General features: G+C 62.0%; 13 protein-coding genes. 7 read left to right on the top strand and 6 right to left on the bottom strand.

Annotation, left to right across the window (positions count from 1 at the left end; translation table 11 throughout):
* Positions 1 to 131 precede the first annotated feature (131 nt).
* The gene (locus AC1D2N_RS00245; RefSeq protein WP_018446918.1) at positions 132 to 605 is read left to right on the top strand and encodes a cupin domain-containing protein; all 474 of its coding nucleotides are present in this window, start codon (positions 132 to 134) and stop codon (positions 603 to 605) included.
* Between the two features lie 72 nt (positions 606 to 677).
* Here AC1D2N_RS00245 and AC1D2N_RS00240 read toward each other — a convergent pair whose 3' ends face one another.
* The 5 genes from AC1D2N_RS00240 to AC1D2N_RS00220 all read right to left on the bottom strand — a co-directional run bounded on the left by AC1D2N_RS00240 (position 678) and on the right by AC1D2N_RS00220 (position 6,734).
* Positions 678 to 1,787: a sn-glycerol-3-phosphate import ATP-binding protein UgpC gene (locus AC1D2N_RS00240; protein WP_018446919.1), complete on the bottom strand. Its 1,110-nt coding sequence runs from the start codon at positions 1,785 to 1,787 to the stop codon at positions 678 to 680.
* 12 nt (positions 1,788 to 1,799) lie between these two features.
* Positions 1,800 to 2,714 (bottom strand): ABC transporter permease subunit, encoded by a 915-nt coding sequence (locus tag AC1D2N_RS00235; protein ID WP_018446920.1) that lies wholly within the window; start codon positions 2,712 to 2,714, stop codon positions 1,800 to 1,802.
* 10 nt (positions 2,715 to 2,724) lie between these two features.
* Positions 2,725 to 3,609: a carbohydrate ABC transporter permease gene (locus AC1D2N_RS00230; RefSeq protein WP_018446921.1), complete on the bottom strand. Its 885-nt coding sequence runs from the start codon at positions 3,607 to 3,609 to the stop codon at positions 2,725 to 2,727.
* 213 nt (positions 3,610 to 3,822) lie between these two features.
* Positions 3,823 to 5,178: an extracellular solute-binding protein gene (locus AC1D2N_RS00225; RefSeq protein WP_065276082.1), complete on the bottom strand. Its 1,356-nt coding sequence runs from the start codon at positions 5,176 to 5,178 to the stop codon at positions 3,823 to 3,825.
* A 344-nt stretch (positions 5,179 to 5,522) separates the two neighbouring features.
* Positions 5,523 to 6,734 (bottom strand): ROK family transcriptional regulator, encoded by a 1,212-nt coding sequence (locus tag AC1D2N_RS00220; protein ID WP_112904813.1) that lies wholly within the window; start codon positions 6,732 to 6,734, stop codon positions 5,523 to 5,525.
* A gap of 222 nt (positions 6,735 to 6,956) precedes the next feature.
* On the opposite strand from AC1D2N_RS00220, the gene AC1D2N_RS00215 reads away from it, so the two are divergent.
* The 6 genes from AC1D2N_RS00215 (at position 6,957) to AC1D2N_RS00190 (ending at position 13,024) form a co-directional block, all read left to right on the top strand.
* Positions 6,957 to 8,195, top strand: coding sequence for an extracellular solute-binding protein (locus tag AC1D2N_RS00215; protein ID WP_018243352.1), 1,239 nt, complete (start codon positions 6,957 to 6,959; stop codon positions 8,193 to 8,195).
* Between the two features lie 80 nt (positions 8,196 to 8,275).
* Positions 8,276 to 9,160: a carbohydrate ABC transporter permease gene (locus AC1D2N_RS00210; RefSeq protein WP_018073658.1), complete on the top strand. Its 885-nt coding sequence runs from the start codon at positions 8,276 to 8,278 to the stop codon at positions 9,158 to 9,160.
* On the top strand, positions 9,160 to 10,005 hold the full coding sequence (locus tag AC1D2N_RS00205; RefSeq protein ID WP_012758755.1) for a carbohydrate ABC transporter permease: 846 nt from the start codon (positions 9,160 to 9,162) through the stop codon (positions 10,003 to 10,005). The genes AC1D2N_RS00210 and AC1D2N_RS00205 overlap by 1 nt, the downstream gene beginning before the upstream one ends.
* Positions 10,002 to 11,024, top strand: coding sequence for an SIS domain-containing protein (locus AC1D2N_RS00200; protein WP_130758914.1), 1,023 nt, complete (start codon positions 10,002 to 10,004; stop codon positions 11,022 to 11,024). Before AC1D2N_RS00205 ends, AC1D2N_RS00200 begins: the two co-directional genes overlap by 4 nt.
* Positions 11,025 to 11,954, top strand: a complete 930-nt coding sequence (locus AC1D2N_RS00195) for a PfkB family carbohydrate kinase (protein ID WP_130758915.1) — start codon at positions 11,025 to 11,027, stop codon at positions 11,952 to 11,954.
* Positions 11,951 to 13,024: an ABC transporter ATP-binding protein gene (locus tag AC1D2N_RS00190; protein WP_130758916.1), complete on the top strand. Its 1,074-nt coding sequence runs from the start codon at positions 11,951 to 11,953 to the stop codon at positions 13,022 to 13,024. Before AC1D2N_RS00195 ends, AC1D2N_RS00190 begins: the two co-directional genes overlap by 4 nt.
* 25 nt (positions 13,025 to 13,049) lie before the next feature.
* Here AC1D2N_RS00190 and AC1D2N_RS00185 read toward each other — a convergent pair whose 3' ends face one another.
* The gene (locus tag AC1D2N_RS00185) at positions 13,050 to 13,877 is read right to left on the bottom strand and encodes a glycoside hydrolase family 16 protein (protein WP_026188509.1); all 828 of its coding nucleotides are present in this window, start codon (positions 13,875 to 13,877) and stop codon (positions 13,050 to 13,052) included.
* Positions 13,878 to 13,899: the final 22 nt, after the last annotated feature.

Genomic DNA, 13,899 nt, shown 5'->3' with positions numbered 1-13,899 from the left:
AGAAGCTATCGGGCCTTTGTGCATAGAAGCTATCGGGGCGCCGAGATATTGTGCGACAGCCCAGCGGCAAATCTGCTTGGCCGCCGCCCGGCGCCGGCCTAGACTGACCAAATCGAAGCTGGAGGCAAGGCATGAGCGACGACCACGAGCAGCATCATGTCGACTGGCGGGAACATGGCGTCAAGGTCATTCCCGGCAATTCGCTCGATCCGAACACCGCACAGACGCCGGGCATGAACCGCGCGACGGCGATCAACAATGCGCGCGCCGGCGCCGAGAAGATCTGGGCGGGAACGGTGACGATCCATGCCAATGCCAAGACCGGCGCCCATCACCACGGCGATCTCGAAAGCATCATCTACGTGGTCAAGGGCAAGGCCCGCATGCGCTGGGGCGAGCATCTGGAATATACTGCCGAGGCCGGCCCCGGCGACTTCATCTACGTTCCGCCCTTTGTGCCGCATCAGGAGATCAACGCCAGCCGCGACGAGACGCTGGAATGCGTGCTCGTCCGCTCAGGCCAGGAACCGGTCGTCGTCAATCTCGACATCGAGCCGGTCGAAAAGCCGGAAGACGTCGCGTGGATCGACCCAATCCACCGATAGGCAATTCACGTTCGAGCAAGCGGCTGACATCCTCAGCCGCCGAACGCTCTGCAAGGATCATCGCAGACCGCTTTAGGCGGGGACGGCGCCTGCGCCTTTCATAACAGGGTTCTCGATGATCCGGCCGGTATCGGCGGCATAGAGGTGGATCTGGTCGTAATCGATCGCGATGCCGATCGGATCGCCCGACCTCACCTTCACGGCCTCGGTCAGCGCCACGGCAAAGGGCAGCCCGTCGAAATCGGCGTGCACGACGCGGCTCGCGCCGAGCTCTTCGATGAAATCGGCCGTTGCGGTGAGGGCGCCGGGCGCATCCGGGGCCACCAGCCGGGCGGCTTCGGCGCGCATGCCGAGTACGACGCGTTTGCCTTTCAGCGGTGCAGCGCGTTCGCGCGGCAGTACGACCTTGCGGCTCTGATCGTAGACGAAGACGCCCTCGTCATTGATCGTGCCCTCGAGCAGGTTCATCGCCGGCGTGCCGACGAAGCCCGCGACGAAGCGCGAGACCGGATGATGATAGACCTCTTCCGGCGTGCCGACCTGCTCCACCCTGCCGCCGTTCATCACCACCAGCCGGTCGGCCAGCGTCATCGCTTCGGTCTGGTCATGCGTGACGAAGATCGAAGTGGCGCCGAGACGACGGTGCAAGCGGCGGATTTCGGCGCGCATGGCGATGCGCAGCTTGGCGTCGAGGTTCGACAGCGGTTCGTCGAAAAGAAACACCTTCGGTTCGCGGATCATCGCGCGGCCCATGGCGACGCGCTGGCGCTGACCGCCGGAAAGAGCGGCCGGCCGGCGTTCGAGGAAGGGTTCGAGGCTGAGCGCCTTGGCGACCTCGCCGATGCGCCGGCTCCGCTCCGCCTTCGAGACGCCGGCCACCTTCAATGCGTAGCCGATATTCTCGGCAACGCTCATATGCGGATAGAGCGCATAGTTCTGGAACACCATGGCGCAGCCGCGCTCGCGCGGTTCCAACTGGTTGACGACGCGGCCGTCAATGGCGATTTCACCGCCAGTGATTTCCTCGAGGCCGGCGATCATGCGCAGCAGGGTGGACTTGCCGCAGCCGGACGGGCCGAGGATGACGATGAACTCGCCGGACTGGATGTCGAGATCGACGCCGTGAACGACGGGATTCTTGCCGTAGTTTTTCTTCACGCCACGAATGGAGATCGGTGCCAAGGGAATACTCCTTCACTTCTCGGTGGAGATAAGGCCGCGTACGAACCAGCGCTGCATCAAAATGACGAGGATCAATGGCGGCGACATGATGATCAGGGTTCCGGCCATGGCGACGTTCCAGTCGGGCAGACCGAATTCGGACGGGATGAGGGTCTTGAGCTGCGTCACGGCGATGCCGAATTTCGGATCGGTGGTGATCAGCAGCGGCCAGAGATACTGGTTCCAGGCCCAGACGAACATGATGGTGAAGAGCGCGATCATGTTTGGCCGCGAAAGCGGCAGCAGAATATCCCAAAAGAACCGGACCGGGCCCGATCCGTCCATCTTCGAGGCCTCAGCAAGTTCGTCGGGAACCGTCAGGTAGAACTGCCGGTAAAGGAAGGTGCCGGTCGCGGTCGCGACCAGCGGCAGAACGAGACCGGGATAGGAATTCAGCAGGCCCCACTCGAGCTTGATCTGGAAGCCGGTGATCTGTGCAACGAGCCAGCTTATGCCGGTAAAGTCGAGGATCGTCTGGAAAGGCTGCAGCGCGTTGGCCGCAATCGAATAGGTCGGCACGATGCGGACTTCCAGCGGCAGCATCAGCGTGATGAAGATGATCCAGAAAATCACGTACCGGCCACGGAAGCGGAAGTAGACGATGGAGAAGGCTGCCATGGAAGACAGCATGACTTTGCCGGCGCCGACCGTTGCGGCGAAGATGATGCTGTGGAACAGCTTGTTGCCGAGATCGGCGCGAACCCACGCCGTCTCAGCGTTTTCCCAGAAATGCGAGCCCGGAGTGAGCGGCAGCGGCACGCGATTGACCGTCTCCAGATCCAGCGTCGACGCGATGATGACGATGGCGAAAGGCAAAAGCGCGATCACCATGCCGAGCGCGAGAAGCGTATAGCAGATGAAGTTGAATATCGGCGTGCGTTCGATCATGTCCGCGACCTCACTTGTAGTGCACGCGCCGCTCGATGAAGCGGAACTGGAAGATGGTGAGAAGGACAACGAGCACCATCAGGATGATGGATTGCGCTGCGGCGCCCGAATAGTCGAGGCCTCTGAAGCCGTCGAAATAGATCTTGTAGACCATGAGCTCGGTGGCGCGCGCCGGGCCGCCCTGCGTCATGACGTCGACGATACCGAAGGAATCCTGGAAACTCTCGGTGATGTTGATGACCAGCAGGAAGAACAGCGTCGGCGTCAGCAGGGGTAGCTGGATATCCCAGATCCGGCGCATCGGCCCCGAACCATCCATTGCGGCGGCCTCGATCAGCGAGCGCGGAATGCCTTGCAGCGCCGAGAGGAAGAAGATGAAGTTGTAGCCGATATATTTCCAGGAGAAGGCGACGATGACGGCGATCATCGCATCCTTGCCGTCGAGTGCGGGGTTCCAGAGGCCGGGCCAGACGTGGTTGATAACCGACAGAAGGCCGGCTTCCGGAGCCAGGATGAAGCGGAAGGCGAGGCCAAGAGCGGGAGCGGCAATTGCGTAAGGCCAGATGAAGACGGACCGGTAGACCTTGTGGCCGCGCAGTTCACGATCTGTCAAAAGCGCCAGGATGAGCGCCAGTCCCATGGCAATGGCCGTCGAGCTGAAGCCAAAGATCATGCTGCGGGTGATCGAGTCCCAATAGATCGGATCGGTGAGCAGCTGTCTGAAATTGTCGAAACCGACCCAGGCATTGCCGCCGCCCCATGGCTGCTCGAGCGTGAACGCCCAATAGAGCGCCTGTGCGCTCGGCCAATAGAAGAAGACGAAGATCAGCAACAGCATCGGAAATGCAAAGAGCAGTCCGATCGTCGTTGAGGAGAAAGTGACGCGCTTTTCCATGAGTAGTCGTTTTCGTCCTGGTTTGGTTTAAAGCATGTCGAGCAAACGTGTGCAGCGGTTTTGCGGTAACGACATGCGTCGAAATAATGATCTAAAGCGCGAGCGGCGCGCTTTAGGCGCGGGCGGGGTGTTCGCATCCGCGGCCGACTAAAGAACTTACAAAGACGCACCCGGCGCGCGAAACGCGGGCCGGGTGCGGCTCATATCAAGCGATCAGGGGAGCTGAACGTTCTTGTAGGTCTGCTGGAAGCGACGCAACAGCGTATTGCCGCGTTCGGCAGCCCCATCGAGCGAAGCCTGGACATCGGCATTGTTGACGAAGATTGCCTGCAGACCATTGGCGATTTCGGTGCGGACCTGCAGCAGGCCACCGAGGCGGATGCCGTGCGGAGCCGCGTCGCCTGCCGGGGAAGCGGTCAGGCTCTGAATGGCGAGTTCGCGGCCGGCATAAGGAGCCTTGTCGTAGAAGCCCTGCTTCTTCAGATATTCGAAGCCGGAGTTACGAACCGGGATGTAGCCGGTAACGGTCGACCAGGTAAGAGCTTCTTCCGGCTTTGCGATGAAGTTGAAGAAGGCAGCGGCAGCCTTGTATTCGGCGTCCGAGTGACCCTTCAGGACCCAGAGCGAAGCGCCGCCGACATAAGAGCTGTGGCGGGTTGCGTCGCCGTAGGTCGGGAGCATGGCAACGCCCCAGTTCATGCCCTGCTTGGCGGTGCGGCCAACATTGCCGTGGTCGCCGACCGAGGTCAGGATGACCTGGCAATCGCCAGCGGCAAAAGCTTCGACGAAGGTCTGGCCGACAGCCTTGTTCTTGATGACGGCAAGCTTGTTGTCGTACCAAGACTTGAGGTCCTTGACGTAGCTGACGAGAAGCGGGTTCTTGTTGAACACCAGCTCGCCGTCGAGACCTTCAAAGCCGTTCTTCTTCGTGGCGATTGCTTCGCCGTTTACGGCTTCGAACTGCTCGATATACTGCCAGACTTCGTTGTTGGAGATGTCAAAGCCGAGCGGGCAAGCATAGCCTGCATCCTTCAGAGCCTTGAGGTCTTCGCCTGCTTCCTTCCAGGTTGCCGGAGCATGATCCTTGCCGATCTTGGCGAAGGCGTCCTTGTTCCAGTAGAGCAGAGCGGTCGAGGAGTTGAAGGGGAAGGAGTACATCTCGCCCTTCGAGGTCGCGTAGTAACCGGAGATACCGGAGAAATAGTCGTTCCAGTCGACCGTGTAGCCCATGTCGGCCATCAGCTTGTTGGCCGGGTAGTAGGCGCCGGAGAGCATGATGTCGAGCGTGCCGGCGTCGGAGACCTGCGCGATGGTCGGCTGCTTGCCGGCGCGGAAGGCAGCGATGGTGTTCTGCAGGGAAGCGTCGTAGCTGCCCTGGCTGGTGCAGACGACTTCGTAGTCGGCCTGCGACTGGTTGAAGCGATCGCACTGCTCCTGGACACGCTTTGCAATGTCACCGGAATTACCGAACCAGAAGTCAATCTTGGTCTTATCGGCGGCGGCAGCGGGACCAGCAAGAAACGCTGTAGCGAGAAGGGCGCCAACGGCGCCGAGAAGCTTGGCTTGCATGAGAACCTCGAACGTAAAAGGGACGCGCACTTTCAGCGCACGCCCTATTAGCTGGTTCAAATTGCCGCGGCCAATGAATATTACATGACATGAAATGATCGAAATCCAGTTGTCACAAAACCTTCATACAGTCGTTATTCGCCAATCTTGGGGAAATATTTAGAGAAATTTCGCAGATTGCTTCAGCATGCAGTCAATAAATTAAACCTATATTCGAAACAATGGATTCTTAGGGGATATTTAATATTTATTTATATTACGACGGAGTGCCATTATTCACCTGCTTGGCTGTGACGAAACTTGCAAAAACGCTGACATTTTTGCCGTTGCACTGGTGTGCAACCTCAGGATTGAAGGGAATCCTTCAGGATCGCCGCAAAACGGGGATCGAATGCACGGCTGATCGGTCCGGCGGCAGCACCAAGCGCCACCGACCAAGGATCGGCCATGCCCGGCTGCAGGCGCGGCAGCGTCCGGCCACGACGCTCGGCGATCGAGGGCAGCAACGGGCCGATTGCCGCAATCAACCTGTTCACCAACGCTTCCGGCGCGCTGCCGCAGAGGATCACCGTCTGCGGATCGAACAGCGTCTCTAGGAGATGGATGCTCCAGCGCAGATCCACTGCTGCCGCCTCGACCCAGGCGTGGATGCTTTGATCGCCCCTCAAGGCGAGATCGTTGATCCGTGCATAAAGGCCCGGATCGGCGGGATCGATCGACAGATGCTGGTAGAGCGAGGCGAGCGAGGCGCGATGTTCGAGCGGCGTCGATTTTCCGTCGGCAAACAACAGTGCCATGCCGATCTCGCCGGCATTGCCGTTGGTGCCGCGGTAGAGCTCGCCGTTCAGAATGAGGCCGGCGCCGATGCCATAACCGACGAAGAGGCAGACGGCATGGTCGAGGCCATGGGCGGCTCCCACCATGCGCTCGGCGGTCGCCGCCGCCGCCGCGTCGTTTTGCAGGCCGACATCAAGCCCGGTGCCGGCAGTCAGCGTTTCCAACAACGGAAATTTCTGCCAGGTCTCCATCATCCACGGATCGTCGCCGCTGCCGGCGACCCCGAAGGGCCCTGGCATGGCGGCGCCTAGACCGACCAGCCGCTTTTCCGACTGCTGGACGATCCCGGCAAGTTTTGACCGCACGCCGGCGACGAGATCGAGGATGACCTTCGTCCCGTTCGACGGACCGCCTGGTGGGAGGCCGGCCTCATCACGCACGAGAACGCTGCCGACAAGATCGACGGCGACCGCCCGCGTCACATGCCGGTCGATCTGCAGGCCGATCGCAAAGGCGCCCTCGGGCACCAGGCCGTAGGGTGTCGACGGCTGGCCCCGGCCCCTTCTCACCGCCTCCTGGGAACTGACCAGACCGTCGCGCTCGAGTTCCTCGATGATATTCGACACCGTCTGTTTGGTCAGCCGCGTCGCCCGCGCCAGATCAGCGCGTGAAAGCGCACCGTTGATCCTCAGGGCATCGATCATCACGCGCCGATTATGCGCGCTGGTGCCTTCGTGATTGGTGCCGCTCTTGGCCCGGATCGGGCGGCTGTCATTCATGTGCAATTCCCTCTTGACTCCAATAGAATGTTGAAGAAGTAATAAGTCAAGACACTTGACTTAATAAGGAACCGGAGAGTTCCAGGGAACGCAGGAGCCCGCAAGGCGCTCCGACGACGCTCCGAGACGACAAACCGGCACGTTTTCGCGCGTGCCTTCTCGAACACCGATGGCGGAGGACCGCCCTCGGCAATGCGTAAATGCCAAAAACTGGAGGCTGCAATGCTGAAATCCTTTAACAAGACGCTTCTGGGTGCGGCCTTGATCGGCGCATCCCTTGCGCCGCACGCTTTCGCCGAAACCACGCTGAACGCGCTCTTCATGGCGCAGGCCGCCTATAGCGAGGCCGATGTCCGCGCCATGACCGACGCCTTCGCCAAGGCGAATCCCGACATCAAGGTCAATCTCGAATTCGTTCCCTACGAAGGTCTGCACGACAAGACGGTGCTGGCGCAAGGTTCCGGCGGCGGCTACGACGTCGTCCTCTTCGACGTCATCTGGCCGGCCGAATACGCCACCAACAAGGTGCTGGTCGACGTCTCCTCTCGCGTCACCGACGAGATGAAGAAAGGCGTGCTGCCGGGCGCCTGGACCACTGTGCAATATGATAGCAAATATTACGGCATGCCGTGGATCCTCGACACCAAATACCTGTTCTATAACAAGGAAATCCTCGAAAAGGCCGGCATCAAGACCCCGCCCAAGACCTGGGACGAACTGACCGAACAGGCAAAGACGATCAAGGACAAGGGCCTGCTCGCCACGCCGATCGCCTGGAGCTGGTCGCAAGCCGAAGCCGCGATCTGCGACTACACCACGCTCGTCAGCGCCTTTGGCGGCGATTTCCTGAAGGACGGCAAGCCGGCCTTCCAGACCGGCGGCGGCCTCGATGCGTTGAAATACATGGTCTCCAGCTATTCCTCGGGCCTCACCAATCCGAATTCCAAGGAATTCCTGGAAGAGGACGTCCGCAAGGTCTTCGAAAACGGCGATGCCGCCTTCGCGCTGAACTGGACCTACATGTACAACATGGCCAACGATCCGAAAGACAGCAAGGTCGCAGGCAAGGTCGGCGTCGTGCCGGCGCCGGGTGTTGCCGGCAAGAGCGAGGCTTCGGCCGTCAACGGCTCGATGGGCCTCGGCATCACCTCGGCCAGCAAGCATCCGGATGAGGCCTGGAAATACATCACCTTCATGACGTCGCAGGCGACGCAGAATGCCTATGCCAAGCTCAGCCTGCCGATCTGGGCGTCCTCCTATGAGGACCCGGCGGTCACCAAGGGCCAGGAAGAGCTGATCTCCGCCGCCAAGATCGGCCTTGCGGCCATGTATCCGCGTCCGACGACGCCGAAATATCAGGAGCTCTCGACCGCGCTGCAGCAGGCGATCCAGGAATCGCTGCTCGGCCAGTCCTCTCCCGAGGATGCGCTGAAGTCAGCCGCCGACAATAGCGGCCTCTGAGCAAAGCACGAAACCCCGGGCGGCGCCCGCCGTCGCCCGGTTCGATCTCGATAACCTGTGAATGAAGAAGGGTCGCCTTGATGTCGGGCACTTGGCTGACAACCCGCGCGTGGCTTTTGATGCTGCCGCTTCTCGTGGTCATGATATCAGTCATCGGCTGGCCTCTGATCGATACCGTCGGCCTCTCCTTCACCGACGCCAAGCTCGTCGGCACGGAAGGAAACTTCGTCGGCATCGACAATTACGCGAAGATGATCTCAGGCTCGAATTTCCAGCGCACCCTGATCACCACCGCATGGTTCGCGATCGTCTCGGTCGCCGCCGAAATGGTGATCGGCGTGCTTGCTGCCCTGCTGCTGAACCAGCAGTTTCGCGGCCGCACCGCGCTGCGCGCCCTGATGATCCTGCCCTGGGCACTGCCGACCGTCGTCAACGCCACGCTCTGGCGATTGATCTACAATCCGGAATACGGCGCACTGAACGCCGCGCTGACCCAACTCGGCCTGCTGGAGGCCTACCGCTCCTGGCTCGGAGAACCGGGCACGGCGCTGGCGGCCCTCATCGTCGCCGACTGCTGGAAGAATTTTCCGCTGGTGGCGCTGATCGCACTGGCCGCACTCCAGGCCGTGCCGCGCGACATCACCGCCGCCTCGCTGGTCGACGGCGCCGGCGCTTTCGCCCGCTTCCGCTTCGTCATCCTGCCCTATCTCGCCGGCCCGCTGATGGTGGCCCTGGTGCTGCGCACGATCGAAGCCTTCAAGGTCTTCGATATCATCTGGGTCATGACCCGCGGTGGCCCGGCCAACAGCACGCGCACGCTGTCGATCCTGGTCTACCAGGAAGCCTTCTCCTTCCAGCGGGCAGGCTCGGGGGCATCACTGGCATTGATCGTCACGCTGCTGGTCACGCTGCTTGCTGCCGGCTACGCCGCTCTGGTGCGCAAGACCGCCGGGAGTGCGGCCTGATGGAACGCCAGAGCCCACTCTTTTCTGTTTTCATTCATCTCTGTGCGCTGCTGCTTGCCGCCGTCATCCTGGCGCCGATCCTGTGGCTGTTCATCATGAGCATCTCGCCGGCCGCCGACCTTGCCGCAAAGCCGCTGCGCTGGTGGCCGCAGACGGTGGATTTCTCTCGCTACGGCGTACTACTTTCGACGATCGAAAACAGCGCCGGCGCCGCCTTCACCTCGTCGCTGCGCAACAGCATCGAAGTGGCGGGCATGGCGACGATCGCCGCCATCGCGCTCGCCATTCCGGCCGGCTGGGCTGTGTCGCGCACACCTTCGGTCGGCTGGTCGCTGTCGATGGTGATCGCCACCTACATGTTGCCGCCGGTCGCGCTCGCCGTGCCGCTCTATATGGGCCTCTCCCATCTCGGCATGCTGAACAACGTCTTCGGCCTCGCCCTCGTCTATCTGACAATTCTCGCGCCCTTTACCACCTGGCTGATGAAATCGGGTTTCGATTCCATCCCGCGCGAGATCGAATCTGCCGCGATGATCGACGGCGCCGGCCTGTTCCAGACGCTGCGGATCATCACGCTGCCGCTCGCCGCCCCCGTGATGGCGACGTCAAGCCTCTTTGCCTTCCTGCTTGCCTGGGATGAATTCTTCTATGCGCTGCTCTTCACCTCGGACCAGCGCGCCAAAACGCTGACCGTCGCCATCGCCGATCTCGCCGGCGGCCGCGTTTCCGATTATGGACTGATCGCGACGGCAGGCGTGCTCGCCGCCCTGCCCCCGGTGCTGATCGGTCTCGTCATGCAACGCGCCCTGATTTCGGGGCTCACCAGCGGCGGCGTCAAGGGATGAACATGACAGCAGAAAGAACCCGGCCGGCCGGGCTTGCCGCGATTGATCGCGAAATGGCCCGCCAACATGCCGATGCGATCGCTTCCTATGAAGCGGCCCAGCCGACGGCGGCCMGGGCCGCCGCCTCGCTGAAGAAAACCGGCCGGCTGTTGCTCATCGGCATGGGCGGTTCGCATGCCGTCAACCGCGCCGTCGAGCCGCTCTACCGTGCACGCGGCATTGATACCGTCGCCTTGCCGCTGTCCGAGCAGCTCGGCCAGCCGCTGCCGATCGCCGGTAGGACAATATTCGTCACCTCGCAATCCGGCGAAAGCGCCGAGGTCGTGCGCTGGTTCAACGAGACCGGCGGCACCGAGGAGACCTTCGGCCTGACGCTCGAAGGCAGCTCCTTCCTCGCAAGAACTGCCCCGTCGCTCATCGGCGCCGGCGGCACCGAGCTTGCCTTCGCCGCGACCCGCAGCCTGACGGTGACCTTCGCCCTGCATCTGGCAATCCTCGCCGCCCTCGGCGAAGATCCAGATGCCGCGATTGCCGCCCTCAAGGCGCCGGAAGACCATGACATCACCGCCGCGCTCACCGCGCTCGAAAATGTCGCGACCATCGTCACGTCAGGCCGCCGGCTGCAGGGTATCGCCGAGGCGCTTGCGCTCGGATTGACGGAACTGTCGCGCCGTCCCTGCTTCTCGCTCGAAGGCGGCCAGCTGCGCCACGGACCGATGGAGATGCTGGGGCCGGAGATCGGCGTCGTGCTGTTTCGCGGCTTCGACGAGACGGCCGGCCTGGTGACGGCAATGGCGACATCCGCTGTCGAGACCGGCGCCCCCGTCATCCTTTTCGACGCCTCGGGCGAAGCGTCGGTCGCCGGCGCGGTGACGATCCGATTCGCCCGGGCAACCGGTCTTGCTGCGATCTTCGCCATGCTGTCGGTCGCCCAGCGGCTGATGATCGCCTTTGCCGACGCCCGCGTGGAGAATGCCGGAACGCCGGTCCGCTCCACCAAGATCACCCGGAGCGAATGAATGCGGCCGCTTGCAGTCATCGGCAACGTCAACATCGACCTGATCCTTGGACCGGCCGCCCCCTGGCCAAAGGCCGGGACGGAAATCATCGTCGATCATGATGAGTTACGGGTCGGCGGCGCCGCCGGCAACAGCGCGCTCGCCTGGCAAGCGCTTGGCGTCGAATTCGAGATCGCCGCCCATATCGGCAGTGACCAGTTTGGCCGCTGGCTGAGCGAAGCCTTCGGCCACCGTTCCGACAAGTGGCCGGTACATCCTGAGAAAACGACGCTCTCCGTCGGCATCACCCATCCGGACGGCGAGCGCACCTTCTTCACGACAAAAGGCCACCTGCCGCGCTTCAGCCTGGCGGATGTCTTCGCGGTCATCGACGGCGCAAGGCTGCGGGGCGGCTACGCCCTTCTCTGCGGCTCGTTCCTGACCGATGACCTGACAGCGGATTATGACGCCTTCTTCGACTGGGCCGACAGCCATGGTATCACCGTCGCGCTCGATACCGGCTGGCCGCTCGACGGCTGGACAGACGAGAATTGTGCAGCGACACGCGCATGGCTCTCTCGCAGCGGTATCGCGCTGCTGAACGAGGTCGAATCGACGACACTTGCCGACATTGCCGATCCGGTCGAGGCGGCCCGTCACATCAGGTCGCATATGCCGGAGGGTGCGATCATCGTCGTCAAGCGCGGCCCGGACGGCGCTCTCGCGATCGGGCCGGACGGCCTGCTGGTTTCGGTGGCTGCACCCGTTGTCGAGGTCGTCGATACGATCGGCGCCGGCGATGTCTTCAACGCCGCCTTTCTCGCCGCGCTCGCAAGCGATGAGCCGCTGATTTCTTGCCTGCAGGCGGGAACCGCACTCGCCTCGCGCGCCATATCCACCCTTCCCCGCAACTATGGCGGCCCATCATCTCCCGAGGAGCCTGTGCGATGAGCGCGCTCGAAATTCAGAACATCCGCAAGACCTATGGCGATGTCGACACGCTGAAAGGTATCGACATCTCGTTGGAAAGCGGCGAGTTCCTGGTGCTGCTCGGCTCCTCCGGCTGCGGCAAATCCACCCTGCTGAACATCATCGCCGGCCTTGCCGAGGCCACGAGCGGCGATGTCAGGATCGGCGGCCGCTCGGTGCTCAGCGTGCATCCAAAGGACCGCGATATCGCCATGGTCTTCCAATCCTACGCGCTCTATCCCAATCTGACGGTGCACCGGAACATCGGCTTCGGCCTGGAAATGCGCAAGGTGCCGGCGCCGGAGCGCGACAATGCCGTGCGCGATGCCGCAAAGCTCCTGCAGATCGAAAACCTCCTCGACCGCAAGCCGAGCCAGCTTTCCGGCGGCCAGCGCCAGCGCGTTGCGATCGGCCGTGCGCTGGTGCGCAAACCTGAGGTATTCCTCTTCGACGAGCCGCTCTCCAACCTTGACGCCAAGCTGCGCATGGAGATGCGCACCGAGATCAAGCGGCTGCATCAGATGCTGAAGACCACGGTCGTCTATGTCACCCATGACCAGATCGAAGCAATGACGCTTGCAAGCCGCATCGCCGTCATGCGCGACGGCCGCATCGAGCAGCTGGGCACGCCGGAGGAGATCTACAACCATCCGGCAACGCTCTATGTCGCGACCTTCGTCGGCGCGCCGCCGATGAACCTGCTGAAGGCAACGGTGCGTGACGGCCGCCTGGCGCTTTCAGGCTCCGATGCCAGCCTGCCCCTGCCCGCCCGCTTCCGCGAGACGGCCGGCAATGGCCGCGAACTTATCCTCGGCATTCGTCCCGAGGCGCTTCGCACAGACGGCACCGGCCCATCGATCGAGGCAATCCTTGAGGTGGCAGAACTGACCGGCCCGGAACTCGTCGTCACCGCCCTTGCCGGAAATCAGCGCCTGATGGCCTGCCTGCCGCCACGCACGCCAATCCGCGACAACGAAAAGCTCATCCTCTTTTTCGACGAGGAAGCAATGCATCTCTTCGACCCGCAAACCGGCCTCAGCTGCGGCCGTTAGCGACGGAACGGCTATCCCCGGCTTTTCAATTTGCCGCGTCGGTGGGCTTGCGCTGGTAGACGTGAATATAGTCGACAAGCAGAATGGAAGGATTCGGCGTTTCATCGATCGGCCAACCCGAGCCGAGTGCCAGGTTCACCAGCGGATAGAACGGCATGTGGAACTCCTTCGGCGTGTCGAAGCTCCAGATGAACTGACGGTCGAGATAAAAACTCGTCTTGTCAGCTTGGATATCGACCCCGTAGGTGTGATATTCGCTGTTCAGAATTCCGTCCTGGACGGTTTGCCAATGGCCACCGGTGCTGTTCTGGCCGCCCTGGCTCTGACGCCAGATATGGAAGCCCATGCTGAATTCGTAGGGCGCGCGCCCATAATATTCCAGCACGTCGATCTCGGAGGTGTATTTCGACCGGTCGAGCCCGATGAGCCAGAAGGCTGGCCAGACGCCCTTGCCCGGCGGCAGCTTCATCCGGGCTTCGAAATAACCGAATTGCTGCGAGAATCCTTCGCCTTTCGGGTTCACCGACGACAACAGGCCCGAGCGCCAGGTTCCATCGGCCTCCTTGCGCGCTTCGATCTTCAGAATTCCCTGATCGGTGGTAAACGGAAAGCCGGGGGCTGGATCAGTGAAACGGGCGTCACCGAAATCGCCGTTCCAGGGCGTATGGGCGATCCAGCGGGAGCTTCTCTCTCCCCAGGCCGAGACGTCGAGACTGTCGAAACTCTCCTCGAACGTTAGCTGATACGCATTGATATTGAGTGGTTGCTGAGCCACGCTGGGCTGGCCGGGCAACGCCCCCAGACCGAGAACGATGAGCAAACCCAGAGCCTTAGAAGATATCCCGTAACGCATTCTGCTCCTCCGAAAACGCCAA

The sequence above is a fragment of the Rhizobium sp. P1_B8 genome, from assembly GCF_056406515.1.
Note: the sequence above shows the minus strand (reverse complement) of the source record. Positions and strands in the feature narration are given on the sequence as shown.